The following is a 16118-nucleotide window of genomic DNA, read 5'->3' on the forward strand; positions in this document are numbered from 1 at the left end:
GCCGCCGGCGCTCAGCGGGCCGCAGCCAACGCCCGAACGGCGGCTGCCGCTGCCGCGGGTGATGCGGGCAAGGCGCACGAGGCGCGGGTCGCAGCCGATGCTGCTGACGCGGCGGCAAAGATCGCCGCGGATGCGCAGGCGACCCTGGTGAAGGCGAAAGAAGCCGCCGCGAGCAGCAAGGAAGCCGCCGGAGCCACGCTCAGTGCCAGGGGCAACGCGGACGCCGCGGCGGGTTCGGCAGACCAGGCCGGCGCGTATGCCGACAGTGCGGGTGGGCAGTCCGCCAAGGCCAAGCGCGCGGCAGCGGCGACGCGCCGTCAGGCCGCCGAGGCCGGGCGCGCCGCGACGGCGTCGCAGAAGCTGGCCGAGGAAGCCGCCGGCCAGGCTGAGGCGGCGAAGACCCTGCTGGAATCCGCAGCCGCGCACGCCTCCTCGGCAGCCCAGGCCGCCAGGGACGCCGCCGACCACGCCGGGCAGAGCTCCAACGCCGCCAAGGAGTCGACCGACCACGCCAACGCGGCCTCCGGCTTCGCGACCGACGCGCAGACCGCGGTCGACAAGGCCAACGCCGTACAGGACCTGGCCCGCCGTACCGAGACCGAAGACCTGACCAACCGCACCGCAGCCGCCGTCGAGACCGCCCGCAAGGCCAGCGCGGACGAGGCGGACAAGCAGGCCGAAACCGAGCAGGCCCGACAGGAGGTCCAGAAGGCCCGCAGCGAGGCCGACCGCCTGGCCCAGGCCGTCAACCAGCCCGGCACCACTCCCCAGCAGGTCGCCACCGACGGCCGCAAACTCGCCCTCCTCTCCCGCAAGATCTCCGGAACCTGGGGAGAAACAGCCGCCGAAGCCGCCCTGACCGGTGGCGACCTCGCCGTCTTCTCCTACCTCAAGACCGGGCGCCAGGCCGCCGAGGAGCACGACGCGCGCGAGCGCGCCACCCAGATCTACAAGGACGACAAGAACCCCGCCGTCCGGGCCGCCGCCTACACCGCCCTCCAAGGGGATGCGGCGAAGGTCGGTGCGTTCCTGAACAGCGGTCAGTACGAGGCCGCGGCGCCGAACAACCGGCTGACGATCACCCGCCTCCTCGACAAGGCCGGGCCCGCCGTCAAGGCCGCCGGCGACACCGCGCTGCGCACCAACACCCCCGAGGCGCTGCGGGACTTCCTCGCCAAGGGCGTCACCGACGCCCAGGCAGCCGACGACCGGCTCACCGCGACACGGCTGGCGGACGCCGCCGACACCGAGCCCGAACTCAAGGCCGCCGCGCGGATCGCACTCGAAGGCCCCGTCGTCAAGCTGCGTGCCTTCGTAGCCGAAGGCCAGTACACCGCCCAGCAGAAGGACCGGCTGACCGCCGTCCACGTCGCGGACGTCACCGGCCTCATCGCCCAGGCCACCGCAGCCGCCGCCACCGCACAGAAGAACGCCGCCGAGGCCCAGCGCGTCGCTGCCCTCGCCCGCGGCGCCGCCAACGAGGCCGCGGGCTACGCGGGCAACGCCCAGCAGTCCGCCAACACCGCCGCCGACCAGGTCTCCAAGGCCCAGGCTGCGGCCGACGCCGCCCAGACCAGCGCCACCAAGGCCGCCCAATCCGCCAAGAGCGCCAACGCTGCCGCAGGCTCGGCCCGGCACGACGCAGCCCTGGCTACCTACTCGGCCAGGCGGGCCGAGCTGTCAGCGGGCGCGGCTCGCCGCTCCGCATCCGATGCATACGCCTCCGCTGCGGCGGCGCGGGCGTCGGCTGACGCTGCGGGCAAGGACGCCAAGGCCGCCCAAGCCGCTGCCGACGACGCGTTCGGCACCTACGAGGCCAGGCACGAAGCAGAGGAGAAGGCCAAGCGCGAGGCCCTGGAAGCGGCACGTGCTGAAGCGGACCGGCTGCGCAAGCAGGAAGCCGCCGACCAGAAGGCCGCCGACGAGCAGAAGGCCAAGGAGAAGGACGCCCAGGTCTCGGCGATCGAGGCGGAGATCAAGAAGGGGCAGGAGGAGAAGGACAACGCCAGCTTCATCTACCACCTGATCTCCGAGAGCATCCACCTCACCCTCGACGTCATCGGCGGCGCCGGCGGCGTCATCGCCCCCGGCCTCGCCGATATCGCTGACCTGATCAACTGCGCCTACTACGCCATCGAGGGCCAGAAGGAACAGGCGGTCATCTCCTGCCTCGGCGCGATCCCCATCGCGGGCAACGGCGCGATGATGGCCAAGTTCGTCCAGTGGACCAAGAAGTTCGGCAGCTGGGGCGAGACGGCTGTCGAGTTCATCAGGAAGCTGGTCACCCGGACCCCCGCGGTCTGCCCGAACAGCTTCCCGGCCGGCACCCCCGTCCTCATGGCGGACGGCTCCACCCGCCCCATCGAAGCGGTCCGCATCGGCGACACCGTCCTCGCCACCGACCCGACCGCATCCCGGACAGTGCCACGCCGGGTCGATGCCACCATCTACACACCCGACGACCGCCAGTTCACCGAAGTGACCCTGGCCGGCGGCGGGTCGCTGACCGCCACCAGCGGTCACCGCTTCTGGAACGCCTCCGAGCGAGCCTGGGCCGACGCCTCGCGCCTGCGGCCCGGGGACTCCCTGCTGAACCCCTCCGGGCAGCAGGAGAGCATCAGTGCGACCCGGCAGTGGGAGGGACTGCAGGCCGCCTACAACCTCACCGTCGCCGACCTGCACACGTACTACGTGCTGGCGGGCGACACCCCGGTCCTCGTCCACAACTGCACCAAGGCGGTCGCCCTCGGCTACCAGTTCACCGACACGGCAGCGTGGGCCGAGAAGCTCGGGTTCACCCACTACATGAAGCCGGAGTACAAGGACACCTGGCGCGGATACGTCAAGAAGGCCATCGACGACCCCCAGACCGAGATCCACGTCAACATGAAGGAATTCGACGGCGACAGCTTCGAGCAGATGGCCACGATCGGCCTCGGGGGCGCGGCGGCGAAGGCCACCGCCACCCAGGAGGAGATGTCATGGATCGCCCGGGCCGTGATCGGCGAGAGGGTGCCGTGGAGTAAGTTCAAGTTCTACGACAAGAACGGGAAATCGATCTCCGTCCCGGAACCGAAATGGCAGGAAGCCAAATGGCAGAAGGCCTGGATCTTCGAGTGGGCTGACTGACCACCTCTCCGGTGGGGCGGCCGCCCTCCGGCAGGCCGCCCCGCCGGACGGGCATTTCGTTTACGAGCAGGGCGAAAAGGACGAACTCTTCCATGAACGACGTGACCGACGGCCTCCCGCCGGACTTCTCCGAGCACTATCCGGAGCTCGCCCGACACGGGGGCCTCACAGCTGCGATCCTCGCGACCGCGGCCGAGCACGGCCTCAGCCTCGGCGACGAACTGCGTGCCCCCGAGCCCGATTGGGCACCGACGGTCGCGGAGTTCGACTCGCCGCGCGGGCAGATGAAGGTCAACCTCCGGCCCACAGAACGCGGATTTGACATTTCGCTGTACAGCAACCGCGGATGGTTCTCCCGCTGGGCCGACGGCATCACCGCGGACATCACCGAGACCACCGGGGTACTCATGGCGTGGAAGCACGGCGCTTCCCTCGCCGAGCTTTCCCAGGGCTTCCCCTTCATGACGTACACCAGGCTGAGCCAGGGATACGACGAAGGCAACCAGGTGGCCGTGATGTGGGACCTGCAGATCGGCGACCCGACACTCGCGCAGTACCGGGAGCTGCTCACCTCTCTCCGTGCCGAGCCGCTGCTCGCGCAGATGTTCCCGTTCTTCTCGATGTGGACGCTCCGGCTGGTGAAGGACTCCTACCGTGAACAGCCGGGCGAGCTGCTGATCCGGCAGAAGGACGATGGCTCCTACCTTCTCTGGTCCTCTTCGGAAACCGAAGAGGACCAGCGGGAGTTCCACCGACTCGACGATCTGGTCGCCGCCGCAACCGCCCTGAGAACAATTCTCTGAGCTCACCAACGAATGCCGGGCCAGTGGCCAGGACTGAGCTCCAAAGGTCCACCTTCGAAGGAGGCGGCCCGGGAATCACTCGTTCGGGAGCGGCGAAGCCGCGGACCTCATCGCGGGCCACCCGTGAATCGGTCACCTCATCGCCCCGCGCCCACTCCGGGCCCGGGGCGATGCGCGTTCCCGGACTCAGGACCGCTCATAGGCCTGACCACCGTTCAAGACCCACCAGCCGCCCCGAGTGAAGCCTCCCGCTGCACAGTCGTGAGGGCCGGGGGCTGCATCCTGCTCGCCGGCCGAGGGACGTCGCCGGGGGCGCCTAGTAACGTTACTAAGTGCCCTGGCTTCTGCTCGTACCGCCGGCGCCGGGGCCGGTTCATCGCTCCGGCCGTGACAGCCGGACCGCAGCCGGACCAAGCAACTGTCACTGGTCCGTTCCGAGGACCGAGATCCGGACAGGAGAGCAGCAGGTGAGCACGGCGCATGCGAGCCCGGGTGACTACAGCCAGGTGCCGAACCCGGAGCAGGCACTGAAGTACGCGATTCAGCACATCGCGGGTGACCGCGTGGAGATCGTCGAGGGAGTCATCACCCCCGTGTCACCGTCCTGGGCCCACGAGACCGCCGTCGACCTGATCCGGGAACAGATCGGGCCCCGGATGCGCGAGCTCGGCCTGCGGGCGGGATCCGGAAACCTGGACCTGCCCGGCACGGAGAACTACTACGTGCCGGACCTCGCCGTCGTACCCGCCGAGCTCGCGAAGACCGAGGGGGCGCTCCTGCCCGACCAGACCGTGCTCGTCGTCGAGGTGACCTCGCCCTCGAACGGCGACACCGACCGAACCTCCAAGCGGCGGCGCTACTCGCAGTTCGGTGCACCGGTGTATCTCCTGGTCGACCGGCAGGAGCGCACCTGCACCCTCCTCTCCCAGCCGGGCCAGCTCGGCTACACCCGGATCGAAGGCCCCCACCCCTTCGGTACGCCGCTGCAGCTCCCGCCGCCGCTGAACGTCCGACTCGACACCGCAGACTTCTGAGCCTCCCACGAGATCGGGGCCAGTTCGGAACCGCCGCAACCCGGAGACACCTGCGCGCAGGCGGAGCTGACGACCCCGGAGGGCGCGCGGGCGGGTGTCACGGAACAAGGGCTTCCCGCTACGAGCGTTACGGGAACGGTCGTGGGGACGAGCATGCGGGTGCCGCCCGGGGCGGGCGACGGGGACGCGCTCGGGGCGACCCTCCGGCTGTCGCCGGCGGGCCGCCCGGTCTCCATGTCGTTCCTGCGGAAGTCCGAGGTGGACGGGGCTTTGCGCAAGCACATCCGGACCGTCTCCTGGTCACCGACGAGGGGTCTGTGGTCGTGGACGTGAAGCCACTACGCCGATTGTCCGAGCCGGAACCCGGCCTGGCCGACCCGCGCGAGCGCCGAACCGGCCCGCCAAGGCGAGCCGCGACGGCTCGCTCTCTGGACTGGCGGAGAGTCAGTATTCCTGCCGTGTCGTATTCCCCCAGCCTCGAGCAAGGTGACAGCGCATCAGTCGCCTTGCCGGTGAGTTGCGGACAGCGCACCCAGGGGTTCAGCCACCGCCCGGTGCCCACCAATCCCACCAATCCCACCAGGCACATCGTTAGCGCCCGGTCATGCGAGCGGGCCGCTCCGCTCCACCACCGGAGACCTGATCTGCGGTGGCTCCCCTCCGTTCAGCCTGGCCAACGACCTGCTAGTCCGCCAGAGCGGTCGGCCCGTGACCTGGCGCCTGCCGTTGCACTGCCTAGTGGCAAGGCGATCTGTACCCGAGCACCGGAACGTAGGTCCCCCAGTTCTCGCGGTTCAGGGCGTCGCCGCTGCTCGCGCAGACGTTGCCGATCGCGGCCTCGACATCCAGGTCCCAGAGGGTGGCCACGCCGTCGTCGGTGGTGGCGGCGAGGGTGTGGCCATCCGGACTGAACGCCAGCACAGACACAGGTCCGGTGGCGACGGTCAGCGGGTCGCCGATCTCCCTCGGGTGGTCCGGGTCGGCGACGTTCCAAAGGGAGATGCTGCCCACGTTGGTGTGGCCCGCCGCGGCCAGGGTCCTGCCGTCGGGGCTGAAGGCGATCGCCCAGAGGCTGTCGCCGGGGATGGTCCAGGCCGGGCCCCTGGGCCTGAGGTGATTGAGATCGGTGCTGTCCCACAGGGTGATCCGGCCGTTGCTGTCCCCCGTAGCCAGGGTCTTGCCGTCCGGGCTGAAGGCGACCCAGGCGGCGGAGTCACCAGGCTGTTTCACCGGTTCGCCGATCCGGACGGGCGCGTACTGGCTGGTCGTGCTCCACACTCCGACTTCGCCGGTGCTCCTGTCCCCACCGGTCGCGAGAGCGTGTCCGTCGGGGCTGAACGCGATGGACTGGACGGACCTGGTGTGGTCCTCCCGGATGAGGCTTCGCTGCTCGGGGTGTGCGGGGTCGCTGACGTCCCAGAGGGCGATGCCGCCGGACACGCGATTGTCTCCGGCCACGGCCAGGGTGTGGCCGTCGCGACTGAAGGCGAGGGAGAAGATCAGTCCGCCTGCCCCGGTGAGCTCTGGTCCGAGCGGAACGGGGTGGTCCGGGTCGGCCACGTTCCACAAGGTGACCGCGCCGCCGCTGTCGCCGCCGGCCAGGGTGCGGCCGTCGGGGCTGAACGCCACCGCGTCGACCGGTTGAGTGGGCCCGGTCAGCGGGGCACCCCTCGGGGCGGGGTGGTTGGGGTTACTGGTGTTCCACAGGCTGACCGTGTCGTTCTGGTTCCCGGCCGCCAGCGTGCGGCCGTCCGGGCTGAACGCCACTGATGCGACATTTCCTCCGCCGCCTGCCAGTTGAGTCGGCGGCAGGTTCCAGAGGTCCACGTGGCCGTCGGTGTCGCCCGCCGCCAGGGTGTGGCTGTCCGGGCTGAAGGCCACCGCGGCGACCACGTTGCCGTGGCCGTTCAGCGCTCGACCCAGCGGGCTGATCACTCGCACGTCGGTGACGTTCCAGAGGTCGACGGTGTCATCGGCACTGCCGGCGGCCAGCGTGTGGCCGTCCGGGCTGAACGCGACCGACTGCACCGGGTCGGCGGGCCCTTTCAAGGGTTTCCCGATCGGGGCCGGGTGGTCCAGGTCGGTGAGGTTCCACAGGTGGACGTCGCTGTCGTTGGCCCCCGCGGCGAGTGTGTGGCCGTCGGGGCTGAACGCCACCGATGCGGGGCCGCTGCCGACATCGAGCGGCTGGCCTCGGCTCGTCAGGTGGCTCGGGTCGGTCGCGTTCCACAAACCGATGACGCCTTTGCCGGTGTCGCCACCGGTGCCGTCTTCGCAGGCGGCCGCGACGGTGCGGCTGTCGGGGCTGAATGCCAGTGAATGGAGGTAGAGCAGGTCCGGGCAGGAGTCGAACGCCGCTCCGTCCGCGGTGGCGCTGGCGGGCCGGGTGACGTCCCACACGCTCACGAGCCCGGTGGTGCGTCCGGCGGCCAGAGTGCGGCCGTCCGGACTGAACGCCAGCGATGCGACGGGGCTGATGAAGTCGAAGTCATCCGCGCCTACTCCCGTCAGCCTGCTCAGCAGGACCGGGTGGCTGGGGCTGGTCAGGCTCCAGAGGTCGACGAAGCCGCCGCCGCCGTTGTCGCCGATGTGGTCGGACTTGCCGCCGACGGCGAGCGTCCGCCCGTCCGGGCTGAACGCGAGGGAGTCGATCGTGTTGACGGCCGCGTCCTCGGGCAGCGCCCTGCCCAGTGGGACCGGGTGGCCGGGATCGGAGACGTCCCAGAGTCGGACGGTGTTCTGCTGGACGTATCCGGCGGCCAGGGTGTGCCCGTCGGGGCTGTAGGCCACGGCGCCGACCGAGCCGGCGGGGCCCGCCAGGCGAATGGCCATGGGTATGTTCTCGGTGGTGATCAGCCGGGACGCGGCCTGCGGGTCGGGGTTCAACCGGTAAGCGGTCAAGGCGAGTTGGGCGGAGAGCGAGGGGTCGGTGGGCGCCTGCTGCAGGGAGGCCGAGGAGACGGCGGCGACGATGGCCTTGTTGCGGTCCCTGACGGAATTGGCGTTCTGCCACAACGCGAACGCCGCGGCTGCGGAGGCGGTAACGGCCAGGGCCGTGATGACCGCGACCGCGCCTCGCCGCAGCCGCAGCCCACGTCGCTGATGGCGCCGGGCGGTGGCCAGGAACTCGCCGGCCGCGGCACTGAGGTCCGGTGCGTGCCGCTCCGCCCAGGCCTGGGCGGTCTCCAGGCGGTTGCCGCGGTACAACCCGCCCGACTCCCGGCCGGACTGGGCCCAGGCGGCGGCGGCCTCCTCCAGGTCCTGCCGGACCAAGTTGCCGTCCCGGTCCTGCTCGATCCATTCCCGCAGCTTCGGCCAGGCCCGGATCAGTACCTCGTGAGTGATCGTCACCGCGTCCTGATCGCGGGTCAGGAGTCGGCCGCGGGTGAACTCGTCCACGACCGTCCTGGCGGACTCCGGATCCGGCGCATGTCCGAGCAGATCGTCGTAGCGGACCCGGCGGCGGGTGTCGTCCGCGTCGCGCCCCACGGTCACGAGCCGCAGGAACACCCACCGTGCCATCTCGCGGCCCGGCCAGGGCAGCGTGTTGAACAGCCGATCCGCGGAATTGGCGAGCGCCCGCTGGATCCCGCCGGTGACCCGGTATCCGTCCACGGTCAGCCGGTGGCCGCTGCGTTGCTGCCAGGTTCCCCGCAACGCGTGTGCCAGCAGCGGCAGCCTTCCTCCGAAGCCCGCACCCGCCGGGGCCCCGACCGTCCCGAGGTCGGCCAGCAGCAGCTCGACCAGACCGTCCTCGACCTCCAGCCCCACATCCTCGGCAGGAAGGCGGATCGCATCCTTGAGGTCCTGCTCGCTCATCGGGCCGAGCACCACGGCGCCGGCCTGCAGTGCCGTGCGCAGCTCCGGGTAGGGCGTGCACGCGGCATAGAAGTCCGCCCGCAGGCTCAGCACGACGGCTGCGCCGCCCGTGGCCAACCGGTCGAGCACCTCGACGAGCCACTGCCGCTCGGCCTCGTCACCGCAAGCCGTGAAGAGCTCCTCGAACTGGTCGACCACCACGACCAGGCCGGGTGCGTCACCCTCCCCGGCGCCGGTCAGTGTGCGGAGGTCCGCGACGCACTGCGGGACATCAGTGCGCCAGGACTCGGCCCGGGTCCGGGCCTCCTCGGATTCGAGCCCGGCAGCGGCGGCCAGCGCCTCGGCCGGGGACGCCGTCGGAGTCAGCGTCAGCTGCGGCCACCCGCTCGATCCCTTCACCGGTAGCCGACCGTCGCGCACGGCCGGCAGCATCCCGGCGGCGAGGAGCGAGGACTTACCCGCCCCGGACGGGCCGATCAGCACCAGCGGCCCGCGCTCGCGCAGCCGAGCGTCCATCCGCTCGATGACCGTGTGGATCATCGTGTCGCGACCGTAGAACCAGTCCCGGTACTCCGCCGAGAACGGCATCAACCCCGGGTACGGGCACCGCATGTCGCGGGACGCCTGGCCGGGCTTCGTCCGGTTCGGCCCCTCGGGCTTGCGGATGATGGTGATGCCCCCGACCGCCTGGTAGACGCTGCCACCGCCGGTCGCCGTGCCCTCCAGCTTGATCGGCTGCCAGGGGGGAGGCCCGCTCGGTGCCGCGCCCTCGTCCGCCTCGGTCACGCTGTCCCGCCCTCGGTGATGTGCATGTCCCGACCTGCCTGGTAGGCGCTTCCACCGTCGGAGACGTGCGCCGTCAATGTCGTCGAGCCCATCGGTTGCTGCCCCGTCAGTCCGGTCCCGGCGGACGCGTCGAGGAGCAGCGCACGGAGCTCCTCGGCGATCTCCGGTCGCGCGGCGAGGAGCCTGGCGAGACGCGCCTGCCACTCGGCGACCAGCAGCCGCTCGATCTCGCTGTCGCCGCCGGACTGCATCAACTCGCTGCGGGCCTCGGCGAGGTCGGCTTCCAAGCGCTCGGGATGCGCGTGGCGCCACAACGCCAGGACCGACGCCTTGACCGCGGCCCATCCGTCCGTCGCCAGAAGGTCGATCAGACGGCTCGCGGCGGCCGATGCGAGGCCCCCGGCCAGTTCTGAGCCTGTCGACATGTGTCCCCTCCTCAAGTCTGCTACTGGCCGTGGGCCGAGATCGCGGTCAACGTCAGGTTCGAGGCGATGAACACGCGATCGCCGCCGACCGTCCACTTGAACCCGGTGTCCGGCTGCCCGGGGTCCCTGTACTTCCATCGGGCCTTGCCGGTGGCCGCGTCGATGGCCCAAAGGGTCTGCGCCGCGTCGGTGACGAACACGGTGTCAGCCGAGCAGCGCGCACTCCGGCCGACCACCCCGAGGCCGGCCTCGAACAGGTTGCCTCCGCCCATGGCGCCGGCCCCGGTGACCGTGGCCACCCACTTGACTGTCCCGTCGGCGGAGTTGAGGGACGCCAGGTCACGGCCGACCGGCACGTAGACCGTCTGGCCGTCCGGGCTCGCGAAGAGGTCGCCGAGCTCGACCTGGTCCCCGTTCTTCGCGTCGAACTCCTGACGCCACTTCTCCTGACCGGTTGCCGCGTCGACTGCGATGACCACGCTGCCGGAGCCGCCGACGAAGCAGAACAGCCCGGCGGCGAAGCACGTCATCGGCCAGCCCGTGGTGAAGTAGTACCCGCCAAAGGAGGGAAGCTTCCAGCCGCGGGCACCCTGATTCCCGGAGTCGATCATCTCGACCTGGCCAGCCTTCCCGCCTGGGGTGCTCGACGCCGCGAGGAGGGCGGAGCCGGACTGCGGGACCAGCACGTTGTTGATGTCCGTGCCCTCGACGGTCCACAGCCCGTTGCCGGTGGCGGCGTCGAACGCCCGGATGTATCCCGTCGTCGTATCCAGGTTCACGGAGGCCGAGTTGACCACGCTGCCGCAGACGAACACGGTAGTCCCGTTGACCGCCACGTACCGTGCGGCTCGGAAGTCCCCGTTGGAGTTGGTCCCGGCCATCCGGGTCGCCCACTTCACGCTCCCGGTGGTGCCGTCGACCGCGGCGATCATGTTGGGCGAGCCCGGCACGTCGCAGAGGTAGTAGAAGACGCCGCCCGCGTACGTGGTCCGCGACGTCATGTTGTCCCCCCCGAACCCGCTGGTGGTGTTCAGCGCGGGGAGCATCGGCTTGCCCGTCGAGGCGTCCACGAAAGCCGTCGTCTTGTCCGTCATGACCATGACCACCTTGTCCGACGCCTCGAGGCAGGTCGGGGCGCTTTGCCCGTTGACCTGCCACTCCTTGGTCGCGTCGGGCGCGTCCAAGGTGATCTGGGTCGGACCGCCCGTCGAGGACGCCGACGCCGACGCCGACGCCGTCGCAGACGAGGACGGCGACGGCGGCGCGGGCTTGAGGGAGGGCGTCGGCGACGAGCCGTTGGAGGAGAGGACCGCGGCCGCGGTCCCGCCTCCGATCATGAGCACGCCGCCGACCAACCCGAGCAGCAGCTTCCGGCGGCTGACCGACGGGGCGGCCGCGTCGAGTGCCGCGATCTCGGCGCTCAGCGCCGGCGGCAGCCAACCCTCGGCGGGCGCGGGCAGGCCCTGCCGGTCGAGGTAGTCGACGAGCTGTTGGGCGGTGGGCCGGGTCGAGGGGTCGGGGTAGAAGCAGCCGCCGATCACCTCACGCAGCGACGGCGGCAGCCCGCCCATCACCGTTTCGAGCTCCGCGATCCGGAGTTGTGCGTCCTCGGACAGACTGTCCCACCACCACTCGCCTCCCGACGCCGTGAACAGCATCGTCGCGCCCAGGTCGAGGAGGTCGCCCATCGGCGATCCGTCGGCATCGACGGACCCAGTGGGGTCGAAGGCCGCGAGGTAAGGCCCGTCCCCCGCGAGCAGCACGGAGTCCGGTCGCACGCCGCCATGGACCAGCCGTGCGGCGTGGATCCGGGAGAGCGCCCTGCCCAGGCCGAGCGCGATTCCCCTCAGCGTCGACTCCGGCAGCCTGCCGAAACGTTCCACCGCCTGCCGGAGCGGCAGTCCGCGAACGACCGCGGTCGCCGTCCAGGGAGACGGTGCTTCGGGGTCGGCGTCCACGACCGGCATCACGAACGGCCCGGGCACTGCCCGGGCCGCCGCCACGCCGGCTCGGAACCGCTCCCGGAACCCCGGCGCCGCGGCCACCTCCGGCCGCACCACCGTCACCTCGAGGCTCCGCCCGTCGGCCGAGCGCGCCGCGAAGACCTCACCCGCACTGAACGTACGTATCTTTCCTGCCAGTTGGTACGGACCGACCTGGCGGGGATCATCCGCTTCGAGCGTCTCCACGGCGCTACTCCTGAGTCAACGTGATCGTCTGATCGCGGGCCGCCTGGTAGACGCTGCCGCCACCGGAGACGTGCGCCGTCATGCTCACCGGCGGTTGAGCAGCGGGCTCCGCGGCCGCCGTCGGCGGCACCTCGCCGTGCCCGAGTGATGGCAGCAGGGTCGCCACGGCGTCACACAGGCTGCCGAGCTCGTCGTCCAGGTGGGTCTCCGGAACGCGAATGAACTGGAGCCGCCCCAGATCGGCGATCTCCCGGGGCAGGGCCGCAGCCTCGGGCAGCATCGTCCCGTCGCCCAGGAGCAGCGGAACGACGCGGTTCCCTGCTCCCATTGCGGTCGCGATCTCCCGCCGGACCCAGTCGTCGTCCCGGTCGAGCAGCCGCTTCCCGTGCCCGTCCCGGAGGTCGAGCCAGGCCGGCCCGATGAGCACGAGCATCAGCTCGCACTCGGCGGCCTGCCGGTCCAGGATCCGGGCGAAGTCGGCCCCTGGCGGGATCGACTCACCCGACTTGAAGACCTCGCCGGCCCCGAACCGGTCGGCCAGGGCCTGGTAGACACGGTCCCGCATCCACCGGGAATCCAGCTTGCGGAAGCTGAGGAAGACATGCGGCACGGTCGGCCCCTCTCCAGTGCACCTTGACGACCAGATCCGCACGTACGGTACCGACAGGGCAGTGCTCTTGACGCGTTTTCAGATCAAACTGAATAGCATCCGATTGCGCAACGCCCACGGGTCTTCCTACCCTCGTCCGTATGGGCGACTTCGGTGTCGAGCTGGCGCGGCTCCGTGCACGGCGCGGGTTGACGGTGCGCCAGCTCGCGCGGCGCGCGGGCGTCTCCGAAGGGCAGATCAGCAACCTCGAGAGCGGGCGCCGCAACCCGACGTCCTCCGTGGCAGCCGCCTGCGATGCGGCGCTCGGCGCCGACGGCGGGCTGATCAGGCTCACCGAGACCGCGCGCCGCGGTACGGCGGACCGGAGCCTGGTCGAGGTCGAGGTGGAGCCGCTCGTCGTCGGATACGGGCGGATCCTGGAGCAGCTCAGGGACATCGGCAGGTCCACCGGCCCCCGATTCGTGGACGCCGCGCTGCGGTCCACCACGCGGGTCCTGACCGAGGCCGCTCCCCGGGCCGAGGCGCGCAGCCGCCAGGAAGTCTGGCTGCTGGCCTCGCGGTTCGCCGAATACACCGGCTGGATGGCACAGGAGGCCGGGAACCCCGCCGAGGCCCTGCGCTGGACCGATCTCGCGGTCCGTTGGGGCGCCAACGGCGGGGACGAGACGATCGCCGCCTACGCCCTGGTCCGAAAGGCCTCGATCGCCGAGCACCGCGGCGACCCCACCGCGGTCCTCCTGGCCGGTCGAGCAGCGGTCCATCCCGCGGCCACACCACTGATCCGTGCCCACGCCGCCCGCCGCGAAGCCCAGGGACACGCCTACCTCGGCGACCACGGCGCCTGCCGGGACGCACTGCAGCGCTCACGCGACTACGCCCGCGAGGCCGACCGGCCCGGAGTCCGCTGGGGTCCGCGCATCGAGAACGGAAGCCCGCTCCTCATCGAGGCTTCCTGCCTGATCGGCCTCCGCCAGTTCGAACAGGCCGCCGATCTCTTCGCCGACGAACTCCGGCACCGGCCCGAGCTCCCCCCGGACACCAACTCCCGCACCCGCTTCGAGATCCGCCAGGCCAGCGCCCTGGCCGGCATCGACCGGCTCGATCGGGCCTGCCACCTCGTCGAAGCACTGCTGCCCACGATCCGGACCCTGGACTCCGCCACCATCCGGACCGACCTCGGCCGATTCGCCGACCACACCCGTGGACGCGCGGCCACGCCGGGCCAGCGGAGCCTGATCGAAACCGCGGCGGCGCTCGCCCACGGCCGAGGATAGTCCGGCACAGACGGCTCAGCGGTGGCCGACAGGCGGGGTTACGCGGCACGGGTCAGCAACCCCGAGCGGGGCATGGCCCGGCGGGCGGCAGCACGCCTGAACTGCGCGTCGACCACATGACAGGACACGTCGAATTGTTGCAACACATGCGACCCGTTACGCCCGTTCACGGCCCCTGAAATACCCGTCGAATTCGTCACCGGGTGATGTCTAGGCTGGTGACATGGCCCACGCGAAGACCTCGTACATCTGCCTGCCCTGCCGGGCCTCGTACAAGCAGCCCTACGACAGGGAACGGCAGCGGATCTGCCCGCGCTGCTCGGAGCCGCTGACCCACGTGGGCTCGGCTTTCGCCGCGCCCCGGCGACGGGACACCGCGGCCTGGCGGACTCTCTCCGTCCTGGTGAACGCAGGCGTGGGTTTCCACAAGGGCTGCTGTGGCGGCCCTGGGTACCGGCCCCGCTCGCTTCGCGAGGTGCGGGAGCGGATGACGTATGCGAGGCGTACTGGCGAGCCTGTGGCCAAGGCCCTCGTGCGGCGGGTGACCTGATGGGGAGCCACAGCCTGACGCGCCTCGTTGCGCCGCCGGCCACACCCATGGATGCCAGCGGGGACTGGACCGTCCCCGAGAGCGCGCTCGGTGTGCGGCTGCCCGAGGACTACAAGTGGCTGGTCCATACCTACGGGTGGGGGGAGTTCTGCGACTTCCTCTACCTGCGGACACCGTTCGGCGCCAGTCAGTACAACGGCGTCGAATGGCAGAGCGGACGACCGTCGGGGGCGCCCGAGAGGGACCGCGAACGGTACCCGTACCCGCTGCACCCGTCTCCGGGTGGGCTGTTGGTCTGGGGAACCACCATGGACGCCGACCGGCTGTGCTGGCTCACCGTCGGAGACCCACGGGACTGGCCCGTTGTGGTCTGGAGCCGGGACGGTCAGTACGAGACCTTCGCCATGGGCGTGACCACGTTCCTCGAAGGCTGGGCCGGCGGACACGTCACCTCCCGGCTGCTCGCGGACATGGAACCGGACCTTGCACCGTGGTTCAACGCCTTCCGGCCCCGTGTCCACCGGTGCCTGCGCTTGACCGAAGGCCACCTGGCTCATCCCGAGCGCCTGCGCGTGCTCCGGGATGCCCTGACCCCTACGACGGACCGTGGCTCGTGGCGGACGGAGAACGGCGAGAGCGGGCAGGACCATTTCGCGACCGTCGACACCGACTGGTTGCTCACCTACGACATGTCCCGCCCTCACCAGATCCGTATCAGCTTCCCGCCCGAGGACAGCGAACGGGTCCGACAGCGCCTCTTCGATGCCGTACGGCTCATGGGCTGTGAGGTTCTCCGGATGACGACGGCAGTCGGTGTCTCCCTGCAGAGTTGGGACGATGCCACGGAGGAGGGTTAGGAGCAGCTCTCCGCCATCGAGGACCGCTCGGACCCAGAGGGAAGTCATCTTTTACGCTAGCTCCGAGCAGAATGAGCGCACCGGCGCCGTCATGGCGACCGGGGGGCCTGACGCGGTCGGCCGGAACATGAAGGAGACGGCCTGGGCACCCCCGCCCAGGCCCTTCCCCTTCGGTCCTACGGGTAGGGCCAGAGCACTACCACCGGTGAGAGCGGTCCGGCCTACCCGACTCCCGTCCGGGCTGCGACACTGGTGATCATGACTGACCGCCGCAGCCTCTCGCTGCCTGCCTTCTCCGACCCTTCCGCCGACGCGCCCCAGCCGACCCAGCCCGGCGGGCGCCGGCTGCTGCCGGTCGAGCAGACCGACTTCCGCCAGCCGCCCGGCGAGAGCATGGCCGTTCCTGCTCCGGCCCGACGTCCGCTCGCCGCTGGCGGTTTGACCTTCTCCGACCCGGACCGGCAGATCTGAGTGCTACCACCACGGGTAACGCGATTGTCCTGCGGCGGGTACAAATCCCCGGCCCGCCGACCGCGTCCCGATAGCCTGCGGACAGGCGCCCGTCGGACCCGAGACGCACACTCACGGGCCATCACCGGCGGGCGCCGACCTGCGGCGGTTTCATCAATCGCCCCCCGTCCA

Annotated in this window: 11 protein-coding genes; 7 read left to right on the forward strand and 4 right to left on the reverse strand. The window is 70.7% G+C overall.

Going from position 1 to position 16118, the window contains the following annotated elements; all coding sequences use genetic code 11:
* Nucleotides 1-147: 147 nt before the first annotated feature.
* From BG452_RS33050 to BG452_RS33060, 3 genes are all read left to right on the forward strand, one after another.
* The gene (locus BG452_RS33050; protein ID WP_188308032.1) at nucleotides 148-3129 is read left to right on the forward strand and encodes a polymorphic toxin-type HINT domain-containing protein; all 2982 of its coding nucleotides are present in this window, start codon (nucleotides 148-150) and stop codon (nucleotides 3127-3129) included.
* Nucleotides 3130-3221: 92 nt separating this feature from the next.
* The gene (locus tag BG452_RS33055) at nucleotides 3222-3932 is read left to right on the forward strand and encodes a hypothetical protein (protein ID WP_188308033.1); all 711 of its coding nucleotides are present in this window, start codon (nucleotides 3222-3224) and stop codon (nucleotides 3930-3932) included.
* 467 nt (nucleotides 3933-4399) lie between these two features.
* Nucleotides 4400-4966, forward strand: a complete 567-nt coding sequence (locus BG452_RS33060) for a Uma2 family endonuclease (RefSeq protein WP_188308034.1) — start codon at nucleotides 4400-4402, stop codon at nucleotides 4964-4966.
* A gap of 735 nt (nucleotides 4967-5701) precedes the next feature.
* Here the strand turns inward: BG452_RS33060 and BG452_RS47860 are convergent.
* From BG452_RS47860 to BG452_RS33080, 4 genes are read right to left on the reverse strand one after another with little or no spacing between them, the layout of a single operon-like run.
* Nucleotides 5702-9571, reverse strand: coding sequence for an NACHT and WD repeat domain-containing protein (locus BG452_RS47860; protein WP_188308035.1), 3870 nt, complete (start codon nucleotides 9569-9571; stop codon nucleotides 5702-5704).
* Nucleotides 9568-9996 (reverse strand): hypothetical protein, encoded by a 429-nt coding sequence (locus tag BG452_RS33070; RefSeq protein WP_188308036.1) that lies wholly within the window; start codon nucleotides 9994-9996, stop codon nucleotides 9568-9570. The genes BG452_RS47860 and BG452_RS33070 overlap by 4 nt, the downstream gene beginning before the upstream one ends.
* Before the next feature lie 20 nt (nucleotides 9997-10016).
* On the reverse strand, nucleotides 10017-12185 hold the full coding sequence (locus BG452_RS33075; protein ID WP_188308037.1) for a PQQ-binding-like beta-propeller repeat protein: 2169 nt from the start codon (nucleotides 12183-12185) through the stop codon (nucleotides 10017-10019).
* 4 nt (nucleotides 12186-12189) lie between these two features.
* A complete protein-coding gene (locus BG452_RS33080; RefSeq protein ID WP_188308038.1) occupies nucleotides 12190-12795 on the reverse strand; it encodes a toll/interleukin-1 receptor domain-containing protein in 606 nt (201 codons plus the stop codon).
* A gap of 140 nt (nucleotides 12796-12935) precedes the next feature.
* Between BG452_RS33080 and BG452_RS33085 the strand changes: the two genes are divergently transcribed.
* From BG452_RS33085 to BG452_RS33100, 4 genes are all read left to right on the forward strand, one after another.
* Nucleotides 12936-14069: a helix-turn-helix domain-containing protein gene (locus BG452_RS33085; protein ID WP_188308039.1), complete on the forward strand. Its 1134-nt coding sequence runs from the start codon at nucleotides 12936-12938 to the stop codon at nucleotides 14067-14069.
* Nucleotides 14070-14292: 223 nt separating this feature from the next.
* The gene (locus BG452_RS33090) at nucleotides 14293-14619 is read left to right on the forward strand and encodes a deoxyxylulose-5-phosphate synthase (protein WP_188308040.1); all 327 of its coding nucleotides are present in this window, start codon (nucleotides 14293-14295) and stop codon (nucleotides 14617-14619) included.
* A complete protein-coding gene (locus BG452_RS33095) occupies nucleotides 14619-15476 on the forward strand; it encodes an SMI1/KNR4 family protein (protein WP_188308041.1) in 858 nt (285 codons plus the stop codon). Before BG452_RS33090 ends, BG452_RS33095 begins: the two co-directional genes overlap by 1 nt.
* 258 nt (nucleotides 15477-15734) lie before the next feature.
* Complete coding sequence (locus BG452_RS33100) at nucleotides 15735-15947, forward strand: hypothetical protein (protein ID WP_188308042.1); 213 nt, start codon at nucleotides 15735-15737, stop codon at nucleotides 15945-15947.
* The last annotated feature ends 171 nt before the right edge of the window (nucleotides 15948-16118 follow it).

Source organism: Streptomyces sp. CBMA123, from assembly GCF_014596465.1.
Classification (GTDB): domain Bacteria; phylum Actinomycetota; class Actinomycetes; order Streptomycetales; family Streptomycetaceae; genus Kitasatospora.

What these genes read in the sequence shown, in the direction of transcription:
- BG452_RS33055 (WP_188308033.1), top strand. Translation starts at nt 3,222, where the DNA reads ATGAACGACGTGACCGACGGCCTCCCGCCGGACTTCTCCGAGCACTAT.
- BG452_RS33070 (WP_188308036.1), bottom strand. Translation starts at nt 9,996, where the DNA reads ATGTCGACAGGCTCAGAACTGGCCGGGGGCCTCGCATCGGCCGCCGCG.
- BG452_RS33085 (WP_188308039.1), top strand. Translation starts at nt 12,936, where the DNA reads ATGGGCGACTTCGGTGTCGAGCTGGCGCGGCTCCGTGCACGGCGCGGG.
- BG452_RS33090 (WP_188308040.1), top strand. Translation starts at nt 14,293, where the DNA reads ATGGCCCACGCGAAGACCTCGTACATCTGCCTGCCCTGCCGGGCCTCG.
- BG452_RS33095 (WP_188308041.1), top strand. Translation starts at nt 14,619, where the DNA reads ATGGGGAGCCACAGCCTGACGCGCCTCGTTGCGCCGCCGGCCACACCC.
- BG452_RS33100 (WP_188308042.1), top strand. Translation starts at nt 15,735, where the DNA reads ATGACTGACCGCCGCAGCCTCTCGCTGCCTGCCTTCTCCGACCCTTCC.